The organism is Chroococcidiopsis sp. TS-821 (genome assembly GCF_002939305.1).
Classification (GTDB): domain Bacteria; phylum Cyanobacteriota; class Cyanobacteriia; order Cyanobacteriales; family Chroococcidiopsidaceae; genus Chroogloeocystis.
On the sequence record NZ_MVDI01000006.1, the window covers coordinates 102,097 to 126,421 of the forward strand.

Consider the following 24,325-nt stretch of genomic DNA (forward strand, 5'->3'; position numbering starts at 1 on the left):
CGTTCGCTACTGTTTCCTTTTGCTACCAGGAATTTTCAAAGTCTGCACAGCGCGACGCAGCGTTTCTTCTCCTCGGCGGTCGTAGCGCGACGTTGTTGCCGGATCGGCATGACCTGCTAATTTCTGGACTGTTACAATATCTACTCCGCTATCGAGTAAGTCAGAACAGAAGGTGCGCCGTAGGTCGTGTGGAGAAAACGACGCTACTTGTGCTTCCTTGGCGCGTTTTTGCAGAATAAATAACACGGCTTGTGGAGTAAGCCGTTTTGATACTACTCGATGAGCTTTATTGACTTGACACAACAGCGAACCTACCACATCGCCGCGAATCTTGAGCCACGCTTCTATGATGGAAATCGCCTCCTGTGGTAAATATACTGTGCGGTCTTTGCCTCCTTTTCCAGAACGGACTTTTATAGCTCCAATACCGAGATCGAGGTCTGCTACGTCCAAAGAAACGACCTCGCGCCGTCGCAACCCAGCACCGCGCAGCAATGCAAATAGTGCGGCATCTCTGTATCCTGCGGGAGTAGGATCGTTGAGGCAAACGTCCATCAACGCCGCAATCTCGCTTTCACATAGAGCGCGACCGCGTAACTGTTTCGTTACTTTAATGCAAGCAATATCCACAGCACGAGCGTAATCTAGAGGGTCAATTAATTCTAATCTCAACGCTTCTTTCAAAACTCGTCGCAACGCACTGAGCATCTTGTTGGCTGTCGCTGGCGCGTATTTTTCCATCAACGCGGCGCGGACTGCGGCAGTATGTTTGTAACGCAATGCTGCCCAATTTAAGGTCAGCGCGTCAGCAACTCCATCTGTCAGTAAAGAAGCGATCGCATCTAAAGCTTGTTGCATTGTCGCACGCGACCCTGGACTAAGCGTTGCCAGATACACAGCGGCGGGATGCTCGGTCAGTGGCAGCGGTGTAGTTAAGACAAGCGTTGCAGTAGCTCTGAGCATTACTTATGAGAAGGACTCTTCTGGAAACTTTTGTCAGCTATTCTCTGCTGAAGATGAGGTAATAGGAGTCATGCGATAGGGTTTACCCTGACGGAAAGCTGAACGAATACGACCGATTAATTTACGGCTGACAGCAACAATTGCTTTCTTCTTCCCCGTTCGGGGAAAGAGTCGCTCGAAGTATTCTCTCAAATCCCGATCTTGTCTAATGGCTCTCCAAGCCGCTTCACATAAAACCCATCGAACCCGACTGTTTCCCTGTCGCGTGATGCAACCCCTTCGGATGTTGTCCCCACTCGACTGCTCGCAAGGAGTCAACCCCGTATAGCTAAATAATTGCCGCTCGTTGTGAAATTGGCTCATATCTCCTAACTCATTGGATAGGATTCTCGCTCCGAGAGGACCTATCCCTGGAGCAGAACGGTAAATTTTCTCGTTGGGATCTGAGTATGCCTGCCGCTCCAATTCCTTGTCTAGCTTTTTAATCTGGGCTTCGATAGCTTACCACACTTGCCAATCAGTTTCAATTGCTAAGCTCAATTCTAACGAAGGACAGCATTTGAGCAATTCCTGCACTAACTTGTGGCTCATTTTACGGCGGTCATCTGCTGCAATCAATCCCATTTGATGACACTTCATCCGAATTTGATTTTTGAGCGCTGTCCGCTCCTTGATTAGTTGTTGTCGGGTACGGCTAAGCAGTCTTTGAGTTTCTTCTTTCTCGCTCGGAACTCTGATTCCTTTTAGGCGTCCCGCCTCTAGTAAACTAGCTAATTTTAGAGCATCTCGCTTATCCGTCTTCACTCGGTTATGGACGGTAGTTTCTATACTAGCTGCATTGACTACCAAGTTTTTAATACCAGCTTCTTCCAGTTTCCGATGTAAGACAAATCCTGAAAATCCTGCTTCATAAACACTATACAGGTTAGCTTCTGGGAAATAACTCTTGAGTTGTCTTGCCAGTTGGTCGGGTATAGCCGTAGTCTGCCATTTCTTTACTACGATTCCTTCTACTACACTCACTATTGAGTCTACTACACTCACTATTGAGTAGGTTCGTTTATGTACATCAATCCCGATGAAAACATTCTTTCCCGTGTATGAAGGCTTCTTTGATGAGCTATTCATAGCAATCTCCTTCTTAGACTACTACTTGAATTGTCTTAAATTCTGATGAAGGATTCTACTAGTTGCTTACAACTCATCATAGAGACAGCACAACCTAATTCTTTCCTAAATGCCCCAGCACCGCATCTTATTAGGGAAAGGCGAGCACTTGGGTACACAAAGGTAGCATTCAAGTGCAGAGTAAGTTGGGCAGTGGTAGTACCTTCGTTATTCACTTGCCACTCACAACAACCAAAGGAACACTTCGCACAACCTAATATCTATATATAAAAACGATAACTGCAATGAAACCTAGTCGTCGTATGTCAAATTATTCTTCAAGCATCGGTCGTGCTTTTCTTTGGGTAAAATTACCTGAATGGAATGTCGCTATATTCTCCTTTCTGCTGAATTTCGTTTGGGAGATTCAGCAAATGCCGTTTTTTCAGATTCCATTAGATTTTTCTTGCTCAGATATAATCAGGAATTGTACTCTTGCAACTATAGGAGATGTTGGAATTTCAACCACTGCTTTCTGGATGGTTGCAGTAATATCAAAGTCTCGCCAATGGGTGAATCAGTCAAGTAGGTTGCAGATAAGTGTCTTTGTTCTGGTAGGCGTTGCAATCACGATTAGTTTTGAAGCTTTGGCTACTGGACCACTTAATCTGTGGGAATATGCTGCTCTTATGCCAAAGCTTCCATTGTTGGGTACAGGACTGTTACCACTATTTCAGTGGTTACTAATACCGCCCCTAATTGTTTGGTTCGTCCAACGCCAACTTTTTTATACTAGGCATAAATGACTGAGACAATCGTAGAGAAAGATCGCAAACGTTGGTTCAACGTGGTTTGTTACTCGTTAACAGTAAGATTTTACAAGTTCGCAACCAAATACTGTATTTGACATTTTTTGACGCAACAAGCATTTACGATCAAACAGCAATTGTTCTACCTGTAGGAAATAAACGAATGCAATTAGTAAATGCCATTGTTCTGTTATCAGTTTTTATCTCATCGCTGTCTTCACCTGTAATTGCAAGTGAGAGCGTTTGGCATAGAGAAACTGAGTCCTATTCAGGAATATTAAACATTACCGTGTATCGTAGCCCCTCCTGTAGCTGCTGTGGCGGATGGATGGAGCATTTGAAAAGGCACGGCTTCCAAGTCAAGGATATTAAAGCAATCGATATGGAAGCTATCAAGCAGAAGTACAACTTACCCAAGGAATTGACATCCTGCCATACAGCATTGATTGACGGGTATGTGATTGAAGGACACGTGCCAGCCGACGATATTAAACGTCTCTTGAAAGAAAAGCCGCAGTTAACTGGCTTATCTGTTCCCCAAATGCCTGTAGGAACACCTGGTATGGAAGTAGGAAACAAGAAAGAGCCATTTGCTGTGATTTCCTTCAAGAAAAACGGCGAATTTAAGGTATTCAAGGAGTATCGGTCATACTAAATCTAGATTTACACGAACAATGCTTGTAAAGCTTGTAAAGAATGTATTGGAATCTTGCAGATGGTAGGCTACACTCATGCCGATTTTCGCGCCAGACGCAAACCATTAATGATCGCCAGTAATTCACTGACTACTGTACTGAGCGCAGGTTTCTATCAATAATATCAGTACAATAGTCAGTCCGCATACTATTTATGCTGCCATGGCAGTTGCCATTTTGCGGCAGGATTCAGCACAGCGACGACAAGATTCAGCACATTGCTTGCAGTGGTCGTGGTCGTGCTTCTCGCACTCTGCAGCGCAGCGATCGCAGGCTTCGGCGCAGATGCTGCACATCTGACCGTGAATATCTGAATTGCGAGCCATAAAACGAGCACAGAGGTCGCAAGTGTCAGCACAATCACGGCAGCGTTTGATACATGCAGCCATCATCTGCACCATATCGCTGTCTAAGCAAGCATTAGCACAGTTTTCGCACTCGCGTAAACAATCAAGACAAGCTTGAATGCAAGTTTCCAACAAAGAATCGTGAGATTGAGTTGTGGTCATTGTTTAACTCCTAAAGTGAGAAACATAATCTAAGGCGGTAGTATGCCTTTGGCGGTAGTATGCCTTTTCCAATTTCACGTTAGAAGTTAACGCGGGCGATCGCGTCTCTCTAATGGTATGCGAGCAATTTCTTGCTTTAGAAATATAAGAATTTCATCTAAATTTCATTCTTATATGCTTTATACACAATCTAACTGATACAAACTAAACTCGTGAGATACTCGTTGCAACTTCATTTTTCTACGAAGAACCTAAATGCAATAGTAAGCAATGTTAGTAAAAGCAAGAAGAAAAGAAAATTTTAAATAATGAATATAAAATCTCCAAATAAAGATTGAAATAGCAAGAGCATGATTTAAACTGAAAAATTACTTGAGTTTGAACAACACGGAATCACTGTTATACCAACGGCTAAAGCAACTAACTTTACAATGAATCGTAAGCACATGCGCGAACTAGCACATACTCAACTGGAATCCGGACTGCTAAATATGCTTATGCAGCGAGTTTAGAGGAAATAGTGACGGCTTCTCAAAATATTAGTTTTCCAAATGTAATTAAACCAATTATGTCTTCATCAGGAAAAGGGCAATCTGTTGTTCATATTCTGATGAGGTGAAAACTGCTTGAAATTATGCTATTCATAATTCTAGAGGAGATAGTCAAAAAACTATCGTTGAAGAATTTATTCAATTTAAACTGAAATAACTCTCTTAACCATTAAGCAGTGGAATGCACCAACATTTTTTTATTCTGCAATTGGATCCATCAAGAAAATGGAAACTATCAGGAGTCTTGGTAATCCGCTAACATTTCAAATAAATTATTAATAGAAGCACAAGCGATCATTCAAAAAGTTACTGATGTTTTGAGTGGTGCAGGATTTTTTTGGAGTAGAGTTTTTTGTTACTAAAAATGAATTTATATTTTCAAAACTTTCACATCTACCTCACGATATAGGTATGGTGATATTGATTTCACAAAATCTGAATGAATTTGAATTACACCTGTAGGCTGTTTTAGGATTACCCATACCGCAAATTGAGTTATTCGCACCTTCAGCCAGTGCAGTTATTTTAGCTCATAAATAGGCTGACGAGTCCCCTATATTAGTGCAACGGAGGCTTTAGCAGAAAAAGACAAAAAGACATCAAATTGCGATTATTTGGCAAGCCAGATACACGTCCTGGACGACAAATGGGAGTAGCTTTAGCTAAGGGTAACAATGTAGAGGAGGCAAGAGAAAAAGCACTACACAAGCTGCTAGCAAAATCAAAGTTGTTTAAAAATATGTTTCCCGCATTTCTACCATCTCAAGTACAGTTACTTAAGGAAAATGCAGCAATTGCTTTAGCTAAAAGTATTCAACGTAAGTTGATTTGAACTCCGCTAAGCAAATAGGCGATCACTACAGCTTATGTGTGTCAAGGTACAGGTAAACTAATTTTACTATTGCATGGATTTGACAGTTCAGTTCTAGAATTTCGCTATTTTCTACTATTACTAGCCAAATTTGGTCAAACATGGGCGGTTGATTGACTCAGATTTGGTTTTACTGAAAGAATAACAGAAATTATCTATAGTCCGGACTCAATTAAAGCCCATCATTATAGCTTTTGGAAGCTGATCAATCAGCCATTAATTGGTTGGTACTTCGATGGAGGTGCAACGGCAATCGATTTTGCGTTGAATTATCCGCAAGCGGTAGAGAAGTTAGTTTTGATTAATAGTGTAGGCTTTAGTGGTGATTTTCCACTTGGTAAGTTTTTCTTTCCGCCTTTTCATTATGTAGCAGTAGAGTATTGGCAACGTAGTGGAGTTATCTTAGTAAATTAGATTCTGTAGAAGCGATAAGTTGTGCTTTACTGCACTTAGATATGCCTAATTGGTATGAGGCAATGCTCGATTTTATGAAAAGTAACAGCTATAATAATTTAGCAGATAAGACTCATAAAATTACTCAACCAACGTTCATTTTGTGGGGTGATCGCAACGATACTTTGGGTATAAATGATACAACGAAGTTTCATTAGGCAATCGCAGATTCTCAACTTGTTTGGTTGAAAAATTGCGGTCATGTTCCACAAATAAAACAACCAAAAGTTTTAGTTAGTTATATTTAAAAGTTTTTAAACTAAGAATAACTATAAAGGCACACAGTACACAAAGAGTTTATATTAAATCTGGTCAATCGCTCGTAATATAAAGTAGCTAATAACTCAGCAACACAATTCCCAGTTACCAATTATCGATTCCCTGCAATGTACCTATTTATTTAGCCAGACTTGATATTGATTTAGAGATTACGGCTAATCCTAGTAGTAAGGGTGTGAGCCAATCCCCCCAACGGACGTATAAAGTTTGCGTAATACGTCGGTAGACTGTTTCTGCGTGTAACTCGTAAGTGTTTAAGCCGGATATCCACAATGTTCTACCGTGCGGATCGATAATACCTGAGTAACCTGTGTTTGTTGCGCGTACTGCCCAACGATCTGTTTCTATTGCTCGCATGGTATCTTGAGCATGGTGTTGTGCTGGCATTGAAGGGCTGTAATGTGCGTTATTCGCAGCGCTGAGGATAAATTGTCCACCTGCTGCAGCTTGATAACGTAACTGTTCAGGAAACGCGGAACTGTAACAAATTGCAGTGATCGCACGTCCAAAAGGTGTGTCAAATACTTGATCTGGCAAACCTGGTACTAGCTTGGCTTCTAATGGAGATAATCGTTGAATTAATCCTCCTAAAACTTGCTCAAACGGAATATATTCACCAATTGGTACTAATTTAACTTTGTCGTAGCGACTGAATTCGCCCTTTTCAGTAAGAGTAAATATGCTGTTGGTGTAACTTTGTCCTTGTTCGCCAAATGTACCAATCCAAGCGGTGACACCTTTTTCTTGTACAGCAGAGTAGAAAGAGGTACGCAGCACCTCACTCCACATAAAAGGTAAAGCCCCTTCGGGTGTCAGAACTGCCTCAACTCCTCGCTCGACTAATGTAATATATCCTTCAGTGTAATCGGCGAGCGCCCGTCGCAATCCTTCAGGATAAAGTTTGATTGTATTGGGAATATTACCTTGAATAATTCCTACTCTTAAAGCAGTCTCTGGTGGTTGTATTAATGGGCGACTATATAAACTAAACCCAATAAGATGTAATATAACAAAAAGTATGCAGCTTCTGGCAAAGACCTTTATTGCAGCCCTCTGATCCTTGACCACTGACCCCTCATATTTCATCCATGCTTCAGCTAGTAAGCCATTAACTGCAACAATTGCGGCTGTGACTGTGAGAGAACCGGAAATTTGTCCTAGATGGAGAATAACTAAGTTATGAGGACTCTGAGTGTAGGAAAGTGAAGTCCAATATAAAGGACCTAAACTCCATAAACTTTCTAAACCACACCACAATGCAACGCCAACAAGAGTGCGGCTGAAAGTTCCTACACTTTGACTCAGAACAGTCATACAAACTGCCCAAATTGTTACTAAGACTGCACCCCAAAGTGTAATAGCAGCCCAGCAAAATAGTGCGATCGCAATACTCGCAAGCCACGGTACTCCCATCCACATCATAGGGTGAACACCAGTAATCCAAGACAAAGCAACACCGTGATAGCCAATTCCCCACAGTGTAGCTGAGAGTAATTTAGTTTTTCGTTGTGCGGGAGATGCTACTAATACCCATAAAGGTACTAATGCGATCCATGCTAAAAACCATGCTTCAACAGGGGCAACAGTTAGCCCCATTAGCATACCGCTAGCTAAAGCAAGAAAACCAGAGGCAAGCATTGCCCACCTCTGATGATACTGTTTACCCAATCTCGTTTTCACAATTGGCATTCTGCTGGAATGAGATTTTACGAAGTAAATACTGTTACTTACTGTTATTATTAAGTGTTCTAATAAACTGGCTAAACAAAAAAACTAACGCAAGTTAAAAATGAATTACTTACCTATTAATTGCTAGTTACAGCAGTTGCAGTCTTAAGGTTTGCTATAGTACCACTATTTGAGTATATTGCTTTAGCACTTGTACTTGAAGTCATAGTCAAGGAATAACTAAAGTATCACTAGAGTAAAATATTAATCGAAGTGGTGGAATAGCACTTGTCTAATTCTGGGGTGTAAAATTCTACCCGTAAACGGTTGATGACCCACACTCAATCCTAGTTCTTATGTTTTCTACATCTCAATAGATGAGCGATTAACAGAAGTATCAGCGGATGCAACGGAAATATATTGGGGCAAAAAGCGCTGCCACTCATAGGCGAAGTCTTTCCAAGGATAGGGACGGTTAGACTCCATTGAAATAGTGTTTAACTCTTCAAAGTGCATACATCACTAGCCCGACAGCGTTTTTGCAACATAACTCCAGGCTAAAAGATACAATTATCGGCGAGGTGCTCCTGGATCGAGTAATCCAGGTTCAGGATCAACAGATGCCGAACCAGCAGCAGCAGCACCATTGTATTCAACACCATAAACATTCAGAAGCATATTTTGTAGCTGATTAATCTCACTTACTTGTGCAGTAACAACATCTGCGGCAAGATCTACAAATTGGTGATGGTAAGCACGGTCAATAATTTCTCCTGCAAACTCGATAGCACCCCAATGATGTGACGCTAATGTCTTCATAAAGACAATTTCAAATTGCCTGCCATTTAATGATGCAAGTTCGTTGACTACGTTCGTAGCAAATTTATTAGCTGTCGGCGCATAGCTAACGCCATACCAATTAAAAAGCCACGATCGCATAGTTTGTATCTCTTGTTGCTGAGTTGAAATTACCTGTTCGCAGAGAGACTTTAGTTGCGGACGACTGACTTTCTGTACGCAAACTTGTGCCATTTGGACTGCAAAATTATGACCGTCAATTAAATCTCGTAGAAGACGAATCTCTAATATTGTTAGCCTATTTCTTGGTGCAGGCGCGTCTGATTTAACAGGCATTCTTGTAGTAACAAGTGTACCAATTATTAGTGTTAAAGCTAGAGCTAGCTGAGAGGTAATTTTTACAGTCCAACGCTTGTGCATATTTTTTGTCTTATTGATTTTAGTATGCATTGAGAAAATAAAACTTATTGATTAAGAGAAAGTTCAATAAGCTTTTACTGGTATGTAAAGATAAGTATTGATTGCTTAATCAATATCAATCTCTGCATACATTGACTAAACTTCAAGACCTGCTATTGATAGTATATTTAAATCTCTAAAGACAAACTCAGATTAAAGTCTTGACAAGAGTAATACATCTTTCAAATGGAGTAAAAGTGATTTATTACTAATTAGGTAAAAGGATTTCATTCTAATTTCATCTTTATATGCAGAGAAGAGCTACATTTCTCTGCATACAATCAATATCTTGGTGTATAAGTTCTGTTGGTGTTAGCTTGAGCTTTGGCTCAATCTGGGTAAAATAAGCCAGTAAGGCAAGGCGATCGCCAGAAAAATCAACTACGAATCTCTAAATTCCCCATCATTCCCAAGTCTTCGTGGTCGAGAATATGGCAGTGGTACACAGTTTTACCTGCAAAATCGCGGAAAGGAATGCGAATTCGGACAGTTTCACCGCCCTGCACTAGAACTGTATCTTTCCAAGCTTGATAAGGCTCAGGTTGACCATTGCGAGAAATGACTTGAAATGGATTGATATGGAGATGAAAAGGGTGATCCATGCGGTCTGGGTCAACATTTACTAATTCCCATTCCTCAGTTGTGCCCAATTGCACTTCAGTATCAATTCGCTTAGGATCGTAAGCTTTACCATTGAAGAGAAATGTCATACCTCTACCCATTCCCATTGCCATTGAGAGTTCAATTCGACGGGTGAGTACAGGCTTTGGTAAAGAATCAACACTAATTAACTTTTGCGGTAGTGGCACAGAAGTAACGGAATCGTGATAGGTAAGAGTTGCTAAAGGTTGTGGAGCTTGGGATTGAGTTCCCATATCATGACGCATTCCACGCCCCATCATCTCACTCATACCTTGCCCCATCATGCTCATACCGCCTCGGTTATAAGGCAAATTAAGCAAGCGGTATTGTCCTGGTTGGCGTTGGCGAAGCCTTTCCGAAGGAGAATCGCCTTTGACGAGTACTTCCGCCCGTTCTCCAGGAGATAACAGTAAATCGGCGACTTCGACTGGCTCGCTTAGAGCACCGCCATCTGTGGCGATTAAATAGAGAGGATGATTTTCAAGTGCTAATCGATAAAAGCGGGATGGGGAAGCATTAAGGAGGCGCAAGCGTAGCAATCCACCAGAAGCAATTTTTAGACTAGGATTGACTTGCCCGTTTACCGTCACGAGTTGTCCCTCACGTCCCATCATCATTGCCATAGGATTCGGGGTAATGATGCGACCATTGGTGTCAAGGTCAAAATCCTGCAAAACAAGGAACTCTTCTTGTGCTGCTTGTATTTCTGGAATCTCATCTAGTTCCCCGCGTACAATAAAAAGACCTGCAAGTCCGCCGAACACTTGCTCTGCCACTGAGCCGTGGAGGTGGGGATGATACCAGAAAGTACCTGCCGGATGGTCACGAGGCAGGAAAAATTCATAAGTCAGGCGCTCTTGTGATGGAATATTGAGGAAAACGTTGTCAGCATTCCCCTGCGGTGTAACGTGCAATCCATGGTAGTGCAAGTTTGTAGGTTGCGAAAGTTTGTTGGTAAGGTGAATGCGGATAGTATCTCCTGGCTTGACCTCCAGTCGCGGACCTGGAACTTGTCCGTTGTAGCTTAAAAGATAAGCTTGTCGATTACCTAATTGAACCGGACGATAACTCGCGTCCAGATCGAGTTCAAGCAAACCATCCTTACTTTTGTGCAGTTGTGGGAGCGCGTTCGCGTAACGTTCCGTAGAAATCGCCGATTGCAGCGGATTTTGATTTCGTTGATTTACCCAACGACTAACAAGAATTGCTCCTACAGTGGCAGCACTGAGCGTAAAAAATTGACGACGATGAATTTTCATATGTGACTCCTGTTTATAGCCAACTTTGTAGCGGTTTTGAGTAATTAGGCTATCTCAGTCAATATTTTAAAGACTCTATTTAGCTGGAGAGTCAAGAAGTAAGTAAAAATACGGTATTGACATTATATATTTGACTTCTAGCTATTCTACTTGAAGTAACAAATCAAGTGTGGCAGAAATTGTTGATACGCCTTCGTAATGAAAAATCAGTACTTTTGAGTTCTCTAAATCTCAAAATTTCATCTTGATTTCATTTTTAAATGACAAGCTGGGATTGTGTGCTGTTGAAAATTCTAGAAAAGTTAGCCAGTATACATGGAGACATTTGAATCTCCAGTTGACTGGAGAGATCATAATGAAAAAGCCTCCCCTCTAAGTAGCAATGATATAGGTATGAAGTTTACACAAAGTATTTCTTTGAAAACAGGGTTATTAGCATTGACCTTCGCAGCGATCGCCTCCACAGGCGGATTACTTGCATCTTGTGCAAACACGACTCAAAGCCAAGTCCCTAATACATCTGCAACTGACGCAGGTTCAACTACTTCTCAGAACCAACCATCGCCAAACACCATGACGGATACAGGTGGTATGCAGGGCATGGATCACAGTAGCATGAACCATAACATGGCTATGGACTTAGGTCCTGCTGATGCCAATTATGACTTGCGGTTTATTGACGCAATGCGACTACATCATCGCGGCGCGATCGCCATGGCTCAAGAAGCTCAACAAAAATCGCAACGCCCAGAAATTAGAAAACTAGCAGAAAATATTATTCAAGCTCAAAGTAGAGAGGAAAATGAGCTGTTGCGGCAGTGGCGACAAGACTGGTATCCCAATGCTCCTCAAGAATTTGTAGCTTACGGTAGTGAGAGCAAACCACTGGTACCGATGTCGGAACAACAACAGCAAAGCATGACGATGCTTGAAGACTTAGGACCTGCTGATGCTGAGTTTGACTTGCGGTTTATGAATGCAATGATTGCCCACCATGAGGGTGCTTTGATGATGGCACAAGATGCTTTAGCAAAATCCCAGCATCCGGAAATTAAGAAATTGGCTCAAGAAATTATTGATTCGCAGCAAGCGGAGATTGCTCAAATGAAGCAGTGGCAACAAGCTTGGTACAAACAGTAAGTATCGCACCTAACTTAAAAGTTGTAGAAATTATGGCGAGAATTGTTTTACACTCGCCATAGTCAAAAATTTCATTCTATTTTCATTTTTAGATGAGAAAGTAGAATTTAAGGCAACGATCTGTTTGGTCAGAAAAGCTAACCTTGATTTTGCCATGCCAGCAACTTTAAACAGATGCGAGTGCATCAAGCACATTGTTAAACTCCAGCCTTAGCATTTCCTGTTGTACTTAAGGATATTTGTCATCAATGCAGTACGTCTCCCATCATGCCAAACAATGTACAGCAAGCCGCTGTGTTGCTGGAGCAATGTTCAGTTTGTTGATCTTAGCTACTCCTAACAAAGTTTTAGCTCATGGCGGACATGGAAATGAGTTTCAAGGCGGAGCAAATCAGGCTGCTGACGCAATTCAAGTTGATGCCACAACTGCTAAACGACTAGGAATAAAAGTTGAGCCAGTGACTCGTCAGCCAATAGCTGTAGGAATTAAAACTACAGGTCAAATTGAAACATTACCGAATCAACAAGTTGAGGTAACGGCTCCTTTAAATAGCACGGTAGTCAAATTACTCGCTAACCCTGGAGACAGTGTAAGAAAAGGACAAGCGGTGGCGGTTATTTCCAGTCCTGAATTAGTTCAATTAAGAGTTGAGTCGCAGGAAAAGCAAGCAGAAGGACTGGCAGATCTACAACAGGCACAAGCCGATTTAAGCCTAGCTCGTCAGAACTATCAACGATATTTGCAGATCGCAACAGATGAAACCGCACAAGCACGCAGCCAAGTGGCATTTGCACAAGAAAAGTATAACCGCGATCGCGAACTAGCAGCAGCAGGCGCACTACCGCGTCGCAATGCCTTAGAATCACAAACTCAACTGGCACAAGCTCAAGCCGAACTCACTAAAGCTGCGAGTCGCCGAGATGTACTAGAAGCAGAAGCACAACTCAAACGCGCACAATCAGCTGTTGAGGTAGCTCAATCTCGAATTAACCTCAGTAATGCTAATTACCAAACTCGGCTGCAACAACTGGGAACTCGTGCTGATGCTAGAGGATTAGTAACTGTCACTGCACCCATATCTGGTACAGTTACTGACCGAGAAGCTAGCCTCGGTCAATCATTCCAAGATGCTGGTGGTAAGCTGATGACGATAGTTAATGATAATCGCGTGTTTGCCACAGCAAATATCTACGAAAAAGATTTAGCTCAAGTTAAGACAGGTCAACGTGTAAACATTAAGGTAGCTTCACTCCCAAATCGCACCTTCAGCGGACGAATTACGCGAATTGGCTCGGTAGTAGAAGGAGAAACGCGGGTAGTGCCAGTACAGGCGGAAGTAGATAACCTGAATGGACAACTCAAACCTGGGATGTTTGCAGAATTAGAGGTATTAACTGACCAAACGTCAGCAGAGACAATCGCCATTCCGAGTTCAGCAGTGGTAGACGCAAATGGCAAACAATTGGTTTACGTGCAAAATGGCAATGCTTATATAGCGGCAGAAGTTACTCTAGGTGAAACCTTTGGAGATTTGGTTGAGGTCAAGAGTGGTCTATTCGAGGGAGATTTGATTGTTACTGTGCGATCGCCGCAACTTTACGCGCAATCTTTACGTGGTGGTAGTACAACTCAGGAAGGGGAACAACAGCAAGCACCTATACCCGCAACGCCAACTAGCAACAGTATTCCGTTACCTTGGTGGGTGGTGGGAGCCATCGGAGGAACTGCAATTGGGGCTGGAGCATTTGTGGCAGGTACTCTGTGGTCTAATCGCCGTAACCAACGCCATTTGAGTGGAGCATATGTAGGAGTACCAAATGATGGCTTCGTTACTTCATCAGAAGTTGCTTCGGGGGAGAGTAGTCACCATGAGCCTGAAATCTACGAAGCTCCTATATGGGTAGAAAATAACAATCACCAACCGACACCTAAAGTAAGTCAACTCGAATCCGGCACTAAAAAATATTCTGACTCCTGAAATATCAATATGCTCAATGCCATTCTCAAGTGGTCAATTGTTCAACGTTGGCTGGTTGTGCTGGGAGCAATTATCGTGACGGTGTTGGGAATTTATAACCTAACACAAATGCCGTTGGATGTTTTTCCTAACTTTGCACCACCCCAGGTTGAAATTCAGACTGAAGCACCAGGGCTAGCTCCTGAGGAAGTTGAATCCTTAATTACATTACCCGTCGAAAGTGCAATCAATGGTACTCCTGGAGTTGAAACGGTTCGTTCTTCCTCCGCAGTAGGCATCTCTGTAGTCAAAGTCATTTTTAGCTGGGGAACCGATATTTATCAAGCACGTCAGCTTGTGACTGAGCGATTGCAACAAGCTCAGAGTAAGTTACCGCAAGGTATTGAACCACCCCAAATTTCTCCGATTAGCTCGCCCATTGGCACAGTCCTTCAGTATGCTTTTACTGCTGAAACTACACCATTGATGGAAGTAAGGCGATTAGTTGATCGCGATATTACAAATCGATTATTAGCAGTTCCAGGTATTTCTCAAGTGATCGCGTATGGCGGAGATGTTCGTCAGTATCAAGTTTTGGTTGACCCTGCTAAATTAAAAGCTTTTAATGTCACTTTAGCTGACGTTACAGATGCGGCAGCAGCAGCGAATACAAATGCCGCAGGAGGATTTCTCGTCAGTCCCGACCAGGAATTATTAATTAGGGGTATTGGTCGAATTTCTACAATCGAAGACTTGCAGCGATCGGTAGTTACTGCTCGCAACGGTACGCCAGTCTTGTTAGGTGATGTGGCTGACGTGCAAATTGGTGCCGCCTTGCAGCGCGGTGATGGTAGTTTGAACGGTCAGCGGGCAGTTGTTGTGATGATTAATAAACAACCCCAAGCTGATACCCCAACTGTCACGCAGGCAATTGAAGCCGCAATGGCAGAACTTCAAACCAGCTTACCATCAGATGTCAAGTTTACGGTTACTTTCCGGCAACAAAATTTTATTGATGATGCGATTGAAAACGTTCAAAGTTCTTTGCGAGATGGAATCATCATTGTTTCCATTATCCTGCTGCTATTTTTGATGAATTGGCGCACTGCCATGATCACGCTTAGCGCTATTCCACTCTCGGTGCTGATCGGGATGATCATCCTCAACTTGTTTGGTCAAGCCATCAACACAATGACGTTGGGAGGATTAGTCGTAGCAATTGGCTCAGTGGTAGATGACTCAATTGTAGATATGGAAAATGCTTACCGAGGGTTACGGAAAAATCAACTAGCAGGAACTCCTGTTCATCCGTTTCAGGTTGTTTATGACACTTCAGTAGAAGTACGTGTCAGCGTACTGTTTTCTACGGTAATCATTGCCGTGATATTTGCGCCAATTTTTACTCTTACAGGAGTCGAAGGTCGGATTTTTGCGCCGATGGGTGTGGCGTATTTAGTGTCGATTTTTGCTTCTACATTAGTAGCAATGACACTTTCACCAGCCTTGTGTGCCATTTTGTTAACTAAGCAGCAATTACCGGAGGATGACACCTGGGTTTCGCGCTTTTCCCAAAGATTGTATCGTCCACTTTTGAAGTTTTCGATAAATTTTCCTAGTGTTATTTTGGTTAGCGCAGTTGCGGTGTTTATTGCTTCTTTAATTATTTTAACGTCCTTGGGACGGGTATTTTTACCAGAATTTCAGGAGCGATCGCTTGTTAATGCCATGTTGCTTTATCCTGGCACTTCTTTAGAAGCTACCAATCAAGCAGGTTTAGCAATTCAAGATGCGCTTAAAGATGACCCGCGATTTGAATCAGTGCAGTTACGCGCTGGACGCGCCCCAGGAGATGCTGATGCAGGTGGTGTCAACTTAGGACACGTTGATATTGAAATCAGCGACGAAGGAATGAAAGATCGGGAAACGACGGTTGAGAAGGTAAGAGCAGAATTTGCGAAATTACCTGGAGTTGCACCGAGTATTGGAGGTTTTATTTCGCACCGCATGGATGAGGTATTATCTGGGGTAAGAAGTGCGATCGCAGTCAAAATCTTTGGTCCGGAACTCGATGAATTACGTAGCATTGGCGCTGAAGTGCAAACAGCGATGAGCAACATTGCAGGTGTTGTCGATTTGCAGTTAGAGCCGCAAGTTCCTGTTAAACAAGTACAAATTCAATTTGACCGTGCTACTGCTGCGCGCTATGGTCTTACTGTTGGCAATCTTTCAGAAATGATTGAAACCGCCTTGAATGGTAAAGTTGTTTCTCAAGTATTGCAAGAACAACAACTGTTCGATCTGTTGGTGTGGCTGCAAGCCGATTCGCGTAACAACCTAGATACGATTCGTAACTTACTTGTAGATACTCCCGAAGGGCAAAAAATTCCTCTCGCTCAATTAGCTCAAGTTAACTATGGCACTGGTCCAAATACAATCAATCGAGAAAATGTTTCGCGCTTAATCGTTGTTTCTGCCAACGTAGCTGGGCGAGATTTAGGTTCGGTTATTGAAGATATTCAAGCAAACATCAAACAACAAGTACAACTACCGTCGAGCTACTTTATCCAGTACGGTGGTCAATTTGAATCCGAACAGCGAGCCAGCCAAAACTTACTTGTCTTTGGCACGGTTGCTCTTATTATCATAGCTGTTCTTATGTACTTTGCTGTCAAATCAATACCAGCTATGTTAATGATTATGGTTAATTTACCTCTAGCTTTAGTTGGGGGCATTTTCTCCGTTGCTCTGGGTGGTGGAATCCTCTCTGTAGCATCAATGGTAGGGTTCATTACTCTTTTTGGAGTAGCGACACGTAATGGGCTATTACTAGTAGAAAATTACAACGCTAAGTTGGCACAAGGAATGCAAATAAAAAAAGTGTTACTTGAAGGGTCAACCGAGCGCTTAGCCGCAATTTTGATGACTGCTTTTACCTCAGCTTTAGGTATGGTTCCACTTGTTATAGGTAGCGGGGCTGGTAAAGAAATTTTACAACCTTTGGCTGTTGTTGTCTTGGGCGGATTGTTTACTTCTACTGCATTAACTTTACTAGTTTTACCGGCTTTGTATTCTCAATTTAGTAGACTTTTGGTTCCGAAGCAAATAAAGCAAACAATTCAAACTGAAGGCTTTAACGCACAAAGTGTAACACATCACCAACAAATTTAATCTTATTAAAAAGGAGAAAAGTAAATGAAGTTATTCAAGTCAAGTTTACTTATTATAGGTAGTTTAGGATTTATCTTTCTGGGAGCTTGCAGCAACGGTACGCAAACAGCAAATTCTCCAACTAGTACGGCATCATCTCCTACTGCAACAACTGCCCAAAACCCTTCTACAACCTCTCCAGAAGCAACAGTAAATACAGGCAGTAATAGTAGCAATACAGGTCGCCAAGTTGTCGAGTCAGGTCCTTATCACTTAGAATTTGAAGCTGTACCCGAAAATAATGGTACCCACATCGATTTCTATCTGCAAACAGGTGACGATCATCAAGCAATATCCGATGCAAATGTAACTGCTCAAGTTCAACTTCCTGACGGAAGTCAGAAGGAGCTTCCTCTTAGTTATGATGCTGAAGGAAAACACTACGCTGCTTTGCTCCCTGGGCAGACATCTGGAGAACATCAAGTTGTCGTTCTCTCTGAGATTAAGGGCGAGAAAGTGAACGGTAGATTTACCTTTAATCGCTAAAACTTGACTGGCAGTACATAGAGATCAAAGTTTAGAGCTTTAGTTGATTATTTATCTTATTAGTTGATTATTTGTCTTAATTTTCAATTTGCTACTCAATAGCAATAATTGAAAGTTAATTTTTAGGAGTGAGGCATAAAGTAGAGTGGAAAAAGCTTATATAAACTTGGGGATATTTTGCGTAATTGGAGCGCTTGCCCCAATTCTACCTGCGTTTGCAACAAACGATCTGGGTGGACAAGTCGCACAAGCTTCTACTTTAATGGCTCAATCCGACACTATTTACCATACTAAAGTTTATAGCTTTTCTGAGAATTTAGTAGCTCAAAAAGCTCCCATCACTTCAGTCTCGCAACTATCTGACGTACAGCCAAGTGACTGGGCATTCCAAGCTTTGCGAACATTAGTCGAACGGTATAGTTGTCTTGCAGGGTATTCAGATAATCTATTTCGTGGTGATCGCGTATTAAACAGATATGAGTTTGCTGCTAGTTTAGATACTTGTTTAAAACGAGTCAATAAACAGATTGCAACTGCAAAAGCCGAGCTATTTCCTGAAGAAGATCTAGCCACTTTACAAAAGTTACAAGAAGATTTTGCAGATGAACTTACTGTTTTAGGGAATCGAGTAGATGCACTAGAAGTAGCTACAGCAGAATTGAAAGCAGATCAATTTTCTACTACAACTAAGCTTAATGGAGAAGTTATATTTGCTCTTAGTACAGCGTCTAGAAATAACAAAGCTATTCCTTCTAATGTCTCAACTAGTTCAGTTAGCGATGTTGATAGTAACCTCTCGTTTAGCCAACGAGCAATTTTGAATCTTGAAACTAGTTTTACTGGACAAGACGCACTCATTGTTTCAGTTTACGGCAATAATTTTCCAGATTTTCTTGACGTTACTGGAAGCAAAATGGCACGACTGGTTTACGAGCAAGATACTGGTGGATCTACCGAAAATGATTTTGGGTTGTTTTATCTTTCCTATCAATTTCCTATTGGAGAACGCTTAAATGTTTTGGTTGAGCCATACGGTGGAGTTTTAAGTGATTTTGTAGATACAATAAATCCTTTTTTAGGAAGTGCAGGAGATGGTTCAATCTCTGCTTTCAGCAACCGCAACCCCATTTACTGGCAAAGTAGTTTTGGTGCAGGAGTTGGCGTAACATATAATTTTAGTAACACGGCTAGTTTATCACTAGGCTATCTTGCTACCGAAGCTAGCAATCCTAACTCCGGGCTAACTGGCGGCTCTTATGGGGCGATCGCTCAGCTAACCTTGCGACCAGTTGAAGCTATCAATTTAGGTTTAACTTATGTGCGCTCTTTCAACGGTTTCAGTAATGTAGGAGTTGGAAGCATATACGCTAACGATCCTTTTGATGGAGCAGACAATATAGCTAATTCTTATGGTTTTGAAGCAAGCTTTCAGATTAGTCCTCAGATGGCAGTCGGTGGATGGGTTGGTTATGTTCAAACTGAAGCTATTTCAGGAGCTAACGAAGGAGCCAATGCAACTATATTGAACTATGCTATTACTTTAGCTTTTCCAGACCTTTTTCAAGAAGGTAACTTAGCAGGAATTGTTCTTGGTATACCACCCAAAGTCACAAGTAATGAAATTAATTTACGTGAAGATAAAGATACATCTTTGCATCTAGAAGCTTTTTACCGGTTTCAACTCACTAAAAATATTGGAATCACTCCAGGTATACTAGTTATCACTAATCCAGAACATAACAAAGCTAATAATACTATTTATATAGGAACACTCCGAACTACTTTTTCCTTTTAAGTTTTATCAATAAATATATTAAATCCCATATGTAATACGCTGATATATACTTAACTATAGATTTAAAAACATTGTCCTTTGTTTTACTATTCTACTCGAGATTGTTGTTTTTATATTAAGAATCTATAGGGTATAACTGTACTGTTAAAATAAAATATACTCTTCTTTACTTGAAAGCTAGCTTAATTAGTAAAGTTTTTCGAGTAAGTTATGCTTTTCAACAATAAATATTAAAAAATAGAGAATATGTATAGTCACTGAATCGTTAATAAATTGAAAAATCAAGTCTTATTCTCATTAAGATTTTATAATATATTTCGTATTTATTCTTTGTAGGTAGTGCTAAACGAGTAAAGATGTATTGTATTGGTGAACGAAGTGCCAAATAGCCAAAAGCGATAACGTCTTCCTCACTCCTCTTTATGAAATCCTCTGAATATTTATGATTTTTTTTAGAATATCATTTCATCTTAATTTCATAATTAACTGTCATTATTTATATTAAAAGATTCTTTGGTGTGAGCAAAATTATGCAGAAACTTTTCTGGAGTGTTTTAAAACTAAGCCCAACACTCTTAAGTGCTATATTTCTTTTGCTTGAACGTACTCAAGCTAGTGAAGTACCTGTGAGGGCGTTAGTATCTAACTCTTCTACTATTGTTACAACTCAAGATAGCACTTCACTAAAACAAAACTCTATCAATCCACAAGTTTTTGTAGCAAGCACTACTTCTTCTATCAAAAGTGTTTCAGAAGATATCTTGTCTTCTTCCAGACCTCAACCTCCAGATGTAAAGCTAGCTAATACTTATCAAACTATCGAAAATCCCTCAGCTTTGGATGCACTAGCTCAAGTTACATCAGTTTCTCAATTATCTGACGTACAACCCACCGATTGGGCATTCCAGGCACTGCAATCTTTAGTAGAACGTTATGGCTGTATTGCTGGGTACCCTGATAGTACTTATAGGGGCAATCGGGCTTTGACGCGCTATGAATTTGCTGCTGGTTTAAATGCTTGTTTAGACCGAGTAAACGAACTCATTGCCACAGCAACTGCAGACGCAGTGAATCGGGAAGACCTAGCAACTTTACAGCGATTACAAGAAGAATTTTCAGCAGAACTAGCCACATTGCGCGGTCGCGTGGATGCATTAGAAGCACAAACAGCCGAACTAGAAGCTAATCAGTTCTCTACTACTACCAAGTTAGGTGGGGAAGTTGTATTTGGCTTAGCTGATGTTTTTGGTGATTCAGCTGTTGGTGGAAGTGACTTAGAGTACAATACCATTGCTGCTGTCCGCGCGCGATTAAACTTTGATACTAGCTTTACTGGTAGAGATCTTTTAAGAACTCGTTTACAAGCTCGTAATATTGATAACAACACTGGAGAAACTGGTACCTCAATGACCCGCTTGGGATTTGATGGTGACGAAGGTAATGATGTTATTATTGATGACTTCTTTTACCGTTTTCCACTCAACAACCAGTTTAGAGTCTTTCTTGCACTCAACAGTTTTGAACCAAGAGATTTTATTGATGTAGTCAGCCCTTTCTATAGTAGTGGTGATGGGGCTGTTTCCCGTTTTGGTCGTCTCAATCCAGTTTTGCGAATACCAGATGACAGTTCAGGGCTTGCGTTTGACTTTAAGCTAAATGACACCTTTACTTTAGCTGCTGGATATTTAGTCCCAACTGATTTTGCTAGTAACCCTAGTCAAAAGGCTGGTCTTTCTGATGGTGCATATGCAGCTTTCACCAATGTAGTCTTTAATGCAACCAATAATTTTAAACTAGGTTTATCTTATGTCCGTTCTTATGCGCCTGGGGGTGAGGTCAATCTCACAGGCAGTACAGGTAGTGGCATTGCTCAAGACCCATTAGGAGTTGCAACTTCAGCTGATTCTGTTGGCGCACAAGCACAGTTAGGAGTAGGTGAAGGTTTGATTTTATCAGGTTGGGCTGGTTATACCTGGGCTAAAGCACAAGCTAGTGGTTTAGGTGTTATTGAGGGAAATGAAGCCAGGATTTTTAATTGGGCTGCGGCGGTTTCTTTTCCAGATTTGGGCAAAGAAGGTAATCTTGCTTCTATTATCTTTGGTCAACCACCGAAGGTAGTCGATAGCGATCTGATAGAGGATCAAAATACCTCTTATCATCTTGAAGGTTTTTACCGTTTTAAACTCACAGAAAATGTTTCAATTACTCCAGGAGCATTTGTAATTTTCAATCCAGAACATAACAATGATAATGACACAATCTATGTTGGAACAATTCGGACTACCTTTGAATTCTAAACACAATTAGACTGAAATGTGTCCTTGCCATCAATAATACAAAACAGACAAGGACACTAACTAAACTATTAAAATTATTCTGAATTAAATTAATAAGAAAAATAAATTAGAGGAGTTCTTAATGTTTCTTGAAATAAAGCATTAGACTAAACTATAACATTTCCTAATTCACTTGGGTTTATTTTTTTAAAAATTTTCTCTTCTATAATAAAGGAAGAAGATTATTAATATAGACTATAACAAATCATTTTGATGATAAAACCTCAATTAAATACTACTTAGTTGAATTATTGGTATTATTAATTGCTTTGAAAATAAACAGAATACAAAATAAGTAATATATTGTAGTTCTAAATGTTTAATATTTCACTTTAATTTCACTTGGTAATGTCAAGCTATTAAATAAGGAGTTTACTAATATAACTGCTTAAGGACTTTTGCAATGAATAAATTAATCTTCTCTACTGTTTTTACAATCGCGATCGCGTCTTCAGTTCCAGATGCTTTAGCAGGAGGAGTTTTACGTGATGCGAAAGCTTCTCATCTTGTTCATAGTGGAGCACATCCCAACAATGCTCGTTTATCTGCAACACATCATTTTGAAGTACACGTTCAGGGTGGTGATTTGTCACAACTTACTATTGATGTACCAAAGGGAATGAAAGTAAGCGATCGCATTGTTGTTACTGATGAATCTGGCAAAAAAATTGATAATACGATTTCTGTCAACGATAGGAAGATTGCGATCGCTTTTTCACAACCTATACGTACAGGTACAACGCTATCAGTCTCTATGAAAGGAGTTAGATCGCAATTATCATTGCTTGGTCGTGTATGGCTTTACCCAGTTTATGCAAGGAAGACAGGAATGACCGAAGACATAAGAATTGGTATGGCTAGAATTCAAACGTATTGATGGCATTACACTTATACTTTTTAGACCTGAAGTGATGCTCAGGTCTAAAAAAGTAAATGTTACCCGTCATGCTTATCTCATAAAAAGCCTTTTAGTAGGAGAAGTTTATTTTATTGTCAGCTTTTCTAAAACCAACTTAACATAAACCTGAAATCAATTTGACTATGATAATCAATTTGTTGCTACTAATTTTTAGGTAGATATGTGCTGGTTATTATACTAATAGTTACGAATTCAAAAAAAATGACTGTTGTGTAGTGTATTTCATACTAATTTCATTTTCATGTTCGTATAATAGTATTTAATCACTTACACCCTTAATGCAACATTGGGCTTTTCCACTGTGCTACTCAAGTACAAGCGAAAAGCCTATTTTTTTCTATCAAAATATATCATTCTAAAGCTCTAATAGGCATTAAATCCAAGTGCAGAAGCAAAAATCGTATAGGAACTTCGCATTTTTCAAACTTTGAGAATACTGATTTTTTTGCTGTCTTGAGCAATACTTTCTTTCAGTAGAGACAATCTATCATAAGATAAGTGAAAAGCATTTCCCTTATTGCTTCATTAGACCTCAAGAGTCATAATATTTTTGAGGGATACATATTTCTTAATAAGAATGAATTAAAGTTTCTTTATTTAGCTTAGCTAGTGGTTCTCAAGTATAGATTCTTTAAATTATGTATTCAATCATTATTAATGCTTTGATGCGATAAGTTTAAAGTGCTTTGATAAAGCATAAACATTTTGTTTATCTAGTGTATATATTTCATTCTAATTTCATTATTACCTGTCAGGATAGTAAATAAGAAGAATATGATTTTCTCTCTTGAATTCCAAAGGGCAATTTCAATGAAAAAACTAATTTCGCTTACTACTTTGACTTTATTGAGTATATATTCAGTCCCAGCTGCTTTTGCGGAGGGAGTTCCAGGTGAAACATCTTTTTCTCATCTCTTTCATAGCAATGCACATCCCAATGATGCTCGCGCTTTAAGCGCTATGCATCATTTTAAACTACACGTTCAAGGGAGCGATTTATCACAAATTTCAATAGATTTACCAGAGGGCGTTAAGATTAGGCGAGGAGTTGAAGTTACGGATCAATCTGGCAAGAAATTAGATGCTGATGTTTCTATCAATGACAAAAAAGCTACTGTCGCTTTTTCTCGACCAGTATCTCCAGAAACAATTCTTACAGTTTCGATGAAAGGAGTCCAAACTCCATTTCCTGGATACAGAAAAACTTGGCGTTATTCGGTAAGTGGCAAAAATCAAAATATGGAAGAAGATGTTCTATTTGGTACAGCTCAAATCCAAACTTATGAGTAGTAGATTGCTGCTTAAAAGATAGAGAAGTAAGAGGTGAAGAACCTCAATTTACATAAAATTTAGAAAGAGAAAGTAAACATTTCTAATGAACTTTTATGTATTTTTCAATTACATGGAGTAGTTTTCTTCAG

At 40.4% G+C, this 24,325-nt stretch carries 18 protein-coding genes and 1 pseudogene; 12 read left to right on the forward strand and 7 right to left on the reverse strand.

Annotated elements, in window-relative coordinates:
- Nucleotides 1–6: 6 nt before the first annotated feature.
- Genes B1A85_RS15940 through B1A85_RS24730 form a run of 3 tightly spaced genes read right to left on the reverse strand, consistent with a single transcriptional unit; the run spans nucleotide 7 to nucleotide 2,091 of the window.
- Nucleotides 7–963, reverse strand: a complete 957-nt coding sequence (locus B1A85_RS15940; protein ID WP_104547871.1) for a tyrosine-type recombinase/integrase — start codon at nucleotides 961–963, stop codon at nucleotides 7–9.
- A 33-nt stretch (nucleotides 964–996) separates the two neighbouring features.
- Entirely contained in the window at nucleotides 997–1,428 is a 432-nt protein-coding gene (locus B1A85_RS24725; RefSeq protein WP_210404510.1) for a transposase, read from the reverse strand.
- A 36-nt stretch (nucleotides 1,429–1,464) separates the two neighbouring features.
- Nucleotides 1,465–2,091 (reverse strand): transposase, encoded by a 627-nt coding sequence (locus B1A85_RS24730; protein ID WP_210404511.1) that lies wholly within the window; start codon nucleotides 2,089–2,091, stop codon nucleotides 1,465–1,467.
- A 284-nt stretch (nucleotides 2,092–2,375) separates the two neighbouring features.
- Here B1A85_RS24730 and B1A85_RS15950 point away from each other — a divergent pair, with 284 nt between their 5' ends.
- Both B1A85_RS15950 and B1A85_RS15955 read left to right on the forward strand, forming a co-directional pair.
- Nucleotides 2,376–2,876 carry a hypothetical protein gene (locus B1A85_RS15950; RefSeq protein ID WP_015328540.1) on the forward strand — a complete coding sequence of 167 codons (501 nt, stop codon included), beginning with the start codon at nucleotides 2,376–2,378 and terminating at the stop codon, nucleotides 2,874–2,876.
- A 166-nt stretch (nucleotides 2,877–3,042) separates the two neighbouring features.
- Nucleotides 3,043–3,534: a DUF411 domain-containing protein gene (locus B1A85_RS15955; RefSeq protein ID WP_015328541.1), complete on the forward strand. Its 492-nt coding sequence runs from the start codon at nucleotides 3,043–3,045 to the stop codon at nucleotides 3,532–3,534.
- Between the two features lie 192 nt (nucleotides 3,535–3,726).
- Here B1A85_RS15955 and B1A85_RS15960 read toward each other — a convergent pair whose 3' ends face one another.
- Complete coding sequence (locus B1A85_RS15960; RefSeq protein WP_015328542.1) at nucleotides 3,727–4,083, reverse strand: four-helix bundle copper-binding protein; 357 nt, start codon at nucleotides 4,081–4,083, stop codon at nucleotides 3,727–3,729.
- Nucleotides 4,084–4,442: 359 nt separating this feature from the next.
- Here B1A85_RS15960 and purT point away from each other — a divergent pair.
- Nucleotides 4,443–5,369, forward strand: a pseudogene (gene purT, locus B1A85_RS26225) (formate-dependent phosphoribosylglycinamide formyltransferase); the annotation flags it as partial.
- A gap of 400 nt (nucleotides 5,370–5,769) precedes the next feature.
- Nucleotides 5,770–5,919 (forward strand): hypothetical protein, encoded by a 150-nt coding sequence (locus tag B1A85_RS24745; RefSeq protein ID WP_210404514.1) that lies wholly within the window; start codon nucleotides 5,770–5,772, stop codon nucleotides 5,917–5,919.
- A 435-nt stretch (nucleotides 5,920–6,354) separates the two neighbouring features.
- Here the strand turns inward: B1A85_RS24745 and lnt are convergent, their stop codons facing one another.
- The 3 genes from lnt to B1A85_RS15985 form a co-directional block, all read right to left on the reverse strand.
- A complete protein-coding gene (gene lnt, locus B1A85_RS15975) occupies nucleotides 6,355–7,875 on the reverse strand; it encodes an apolipoprotein N-acyltransferase (protein ID WP_015328543.1) in 1,521 nt (506 codons plus the stop codon).
- 600 nt (nucleotides 7,876–8,475) lie between these two features.
- Nucleotides 8,476–9,039 carry a DUF305 domain-containing protein gene (locus tag B1A85_RS15980; protein ID WP_071882466.1) on the reverse strand — a complete coding sequence of 188 codons (564 nt, stop codon included), beginning with the start codon at nucleotides 9,037–9,039 and terminating at the stop codon, nucleotides 8,476–8,478.
- Nucleotides 9,040–9,539: 500 nt separating this feature from the next.
- A complete protein-coding gene (locus B1A85_RS15985; protein ID WP_015328546.1) occupies nucleotides 9,540–11,063 on the reverse strand; it encodes a multicopper oxidase family protein in 1,524 nt (507 codons plus the stop codon).
- 393 nt (nucleotides 11,064–11,456) lie between these two features.
- On the opposite strand from B1A85_RS15985, the gene B1A85_RS15990 reads away from it, so the two are divergent.
- The 8 genes from B1A85_RS15990 to B1A85_RS16025 all read left to right on the forward strand — a co-directional run bounded on the left by B1A85_RS15990 (nucleotide 11,457) and on the right by B1A85_RS16025 (nucleotide 24,194).
- Nucleotides 11,457–12,203: a DUF305 domain-containing protein gene (locus B1A85_RS15990; RefSeq protein WP_041919568.1), complete on the forward strand. Its 747-nt coding sequence runs from the start codon at nucleotides 11,457–11,459 to the stop codon at nucleotides 12,201–12,203.
- Nucleotides 12,204–12,451: 248 nt separating this feature from the next.
- Entirely contained in the window at nucleotides 12,452–14,182 is a 1,731-nt protein-coding gene (locus B1A85_RS15995; protein ID WP_015328548.1) for an efflux RND transporter periplasmic adaptor subunit, read from the forward strand.
- Nucleotides 14,183–14,191: 9 nt separating this feature from the next.
- Complete coding sequence (locus B1A85_RS16000; RefSeq protein ID WP_015328549.1) at nucleotides 14,192–17,329, forward strand: CusA/CzcA family heavy metal efflux RND transporter; 3,138 nt, start codon at nucleotides 14,192–14,194, stop codon at nucleotides 17,327–17,329.
- A 24-nt stretch (nucleotides 17,330–17,353) separates the two neighbouring features.
- On the forward strand, nucleotides 17,354–17,854 hold the full coding sequence (locus B1A85_RS16005; RefSeq protein WP_015328550.1) for a hypothetical protein: 501 nt from the start codon (nucleotides 17,354–17,356) through the stop codon (nucleotides 17,852–17,854).
- 262 nt (nucleotides 17,855–18,116) lie between these two features.
- Nucleotides 18,117–19,649, forward strand: coding sequence for an iron uptake porin (locus tag B1A85_RS16010; RefSeq protein ID WP_104547885.1), 1,533 nt, complete (start codon nucleotides 18,117–18,119; stop codon nucleotides 19,647–19,649).
- Nucleotides 19,650–20,179: 530 nt separating this feature from the next.
- Nucleotides 20,180–21,946 carry an iron uptake porin gene (locus B1A85_RS16015; RefSeq protein ID WP_015328552.1) on the forward strand — a complete coding sequence of 589 codons (1,767 nt, stop codon included), beginning with the start codon at nucleotides 20,180–20,182 and terminating at the stop codon, nucleotides 21,944–21,946.
- A 442-nt stretch (nucleotides 21,947–22,388) separates the two neighbouring features.
- A complete protein-coding gene (locus B1A85_RS16020; RefSeq protein ID WP_015328553.1) occupies nucleotides 22,389–22,862 on the forward strand; it encodes a DUF2808 domain-containing protein in 474 nt (157 codons plus the stop codon).
- An 852-nt stretch (nucleotides 22,863–23,714) separates the two neighbouring features.
- Complete coding sequence (locus B1A85_RS16025; protein ID WP_015328554.1) at nucleotides 23,715–24,194, forward strand: DUF2808 domain-containing protein; 480 nt, start codon at nucleotides 23,715–23,717, stop codon at nucleotides 24,192–24,194.
- Nucleotides 24,195–24,325: the final 131 nt, after the last annotated feature.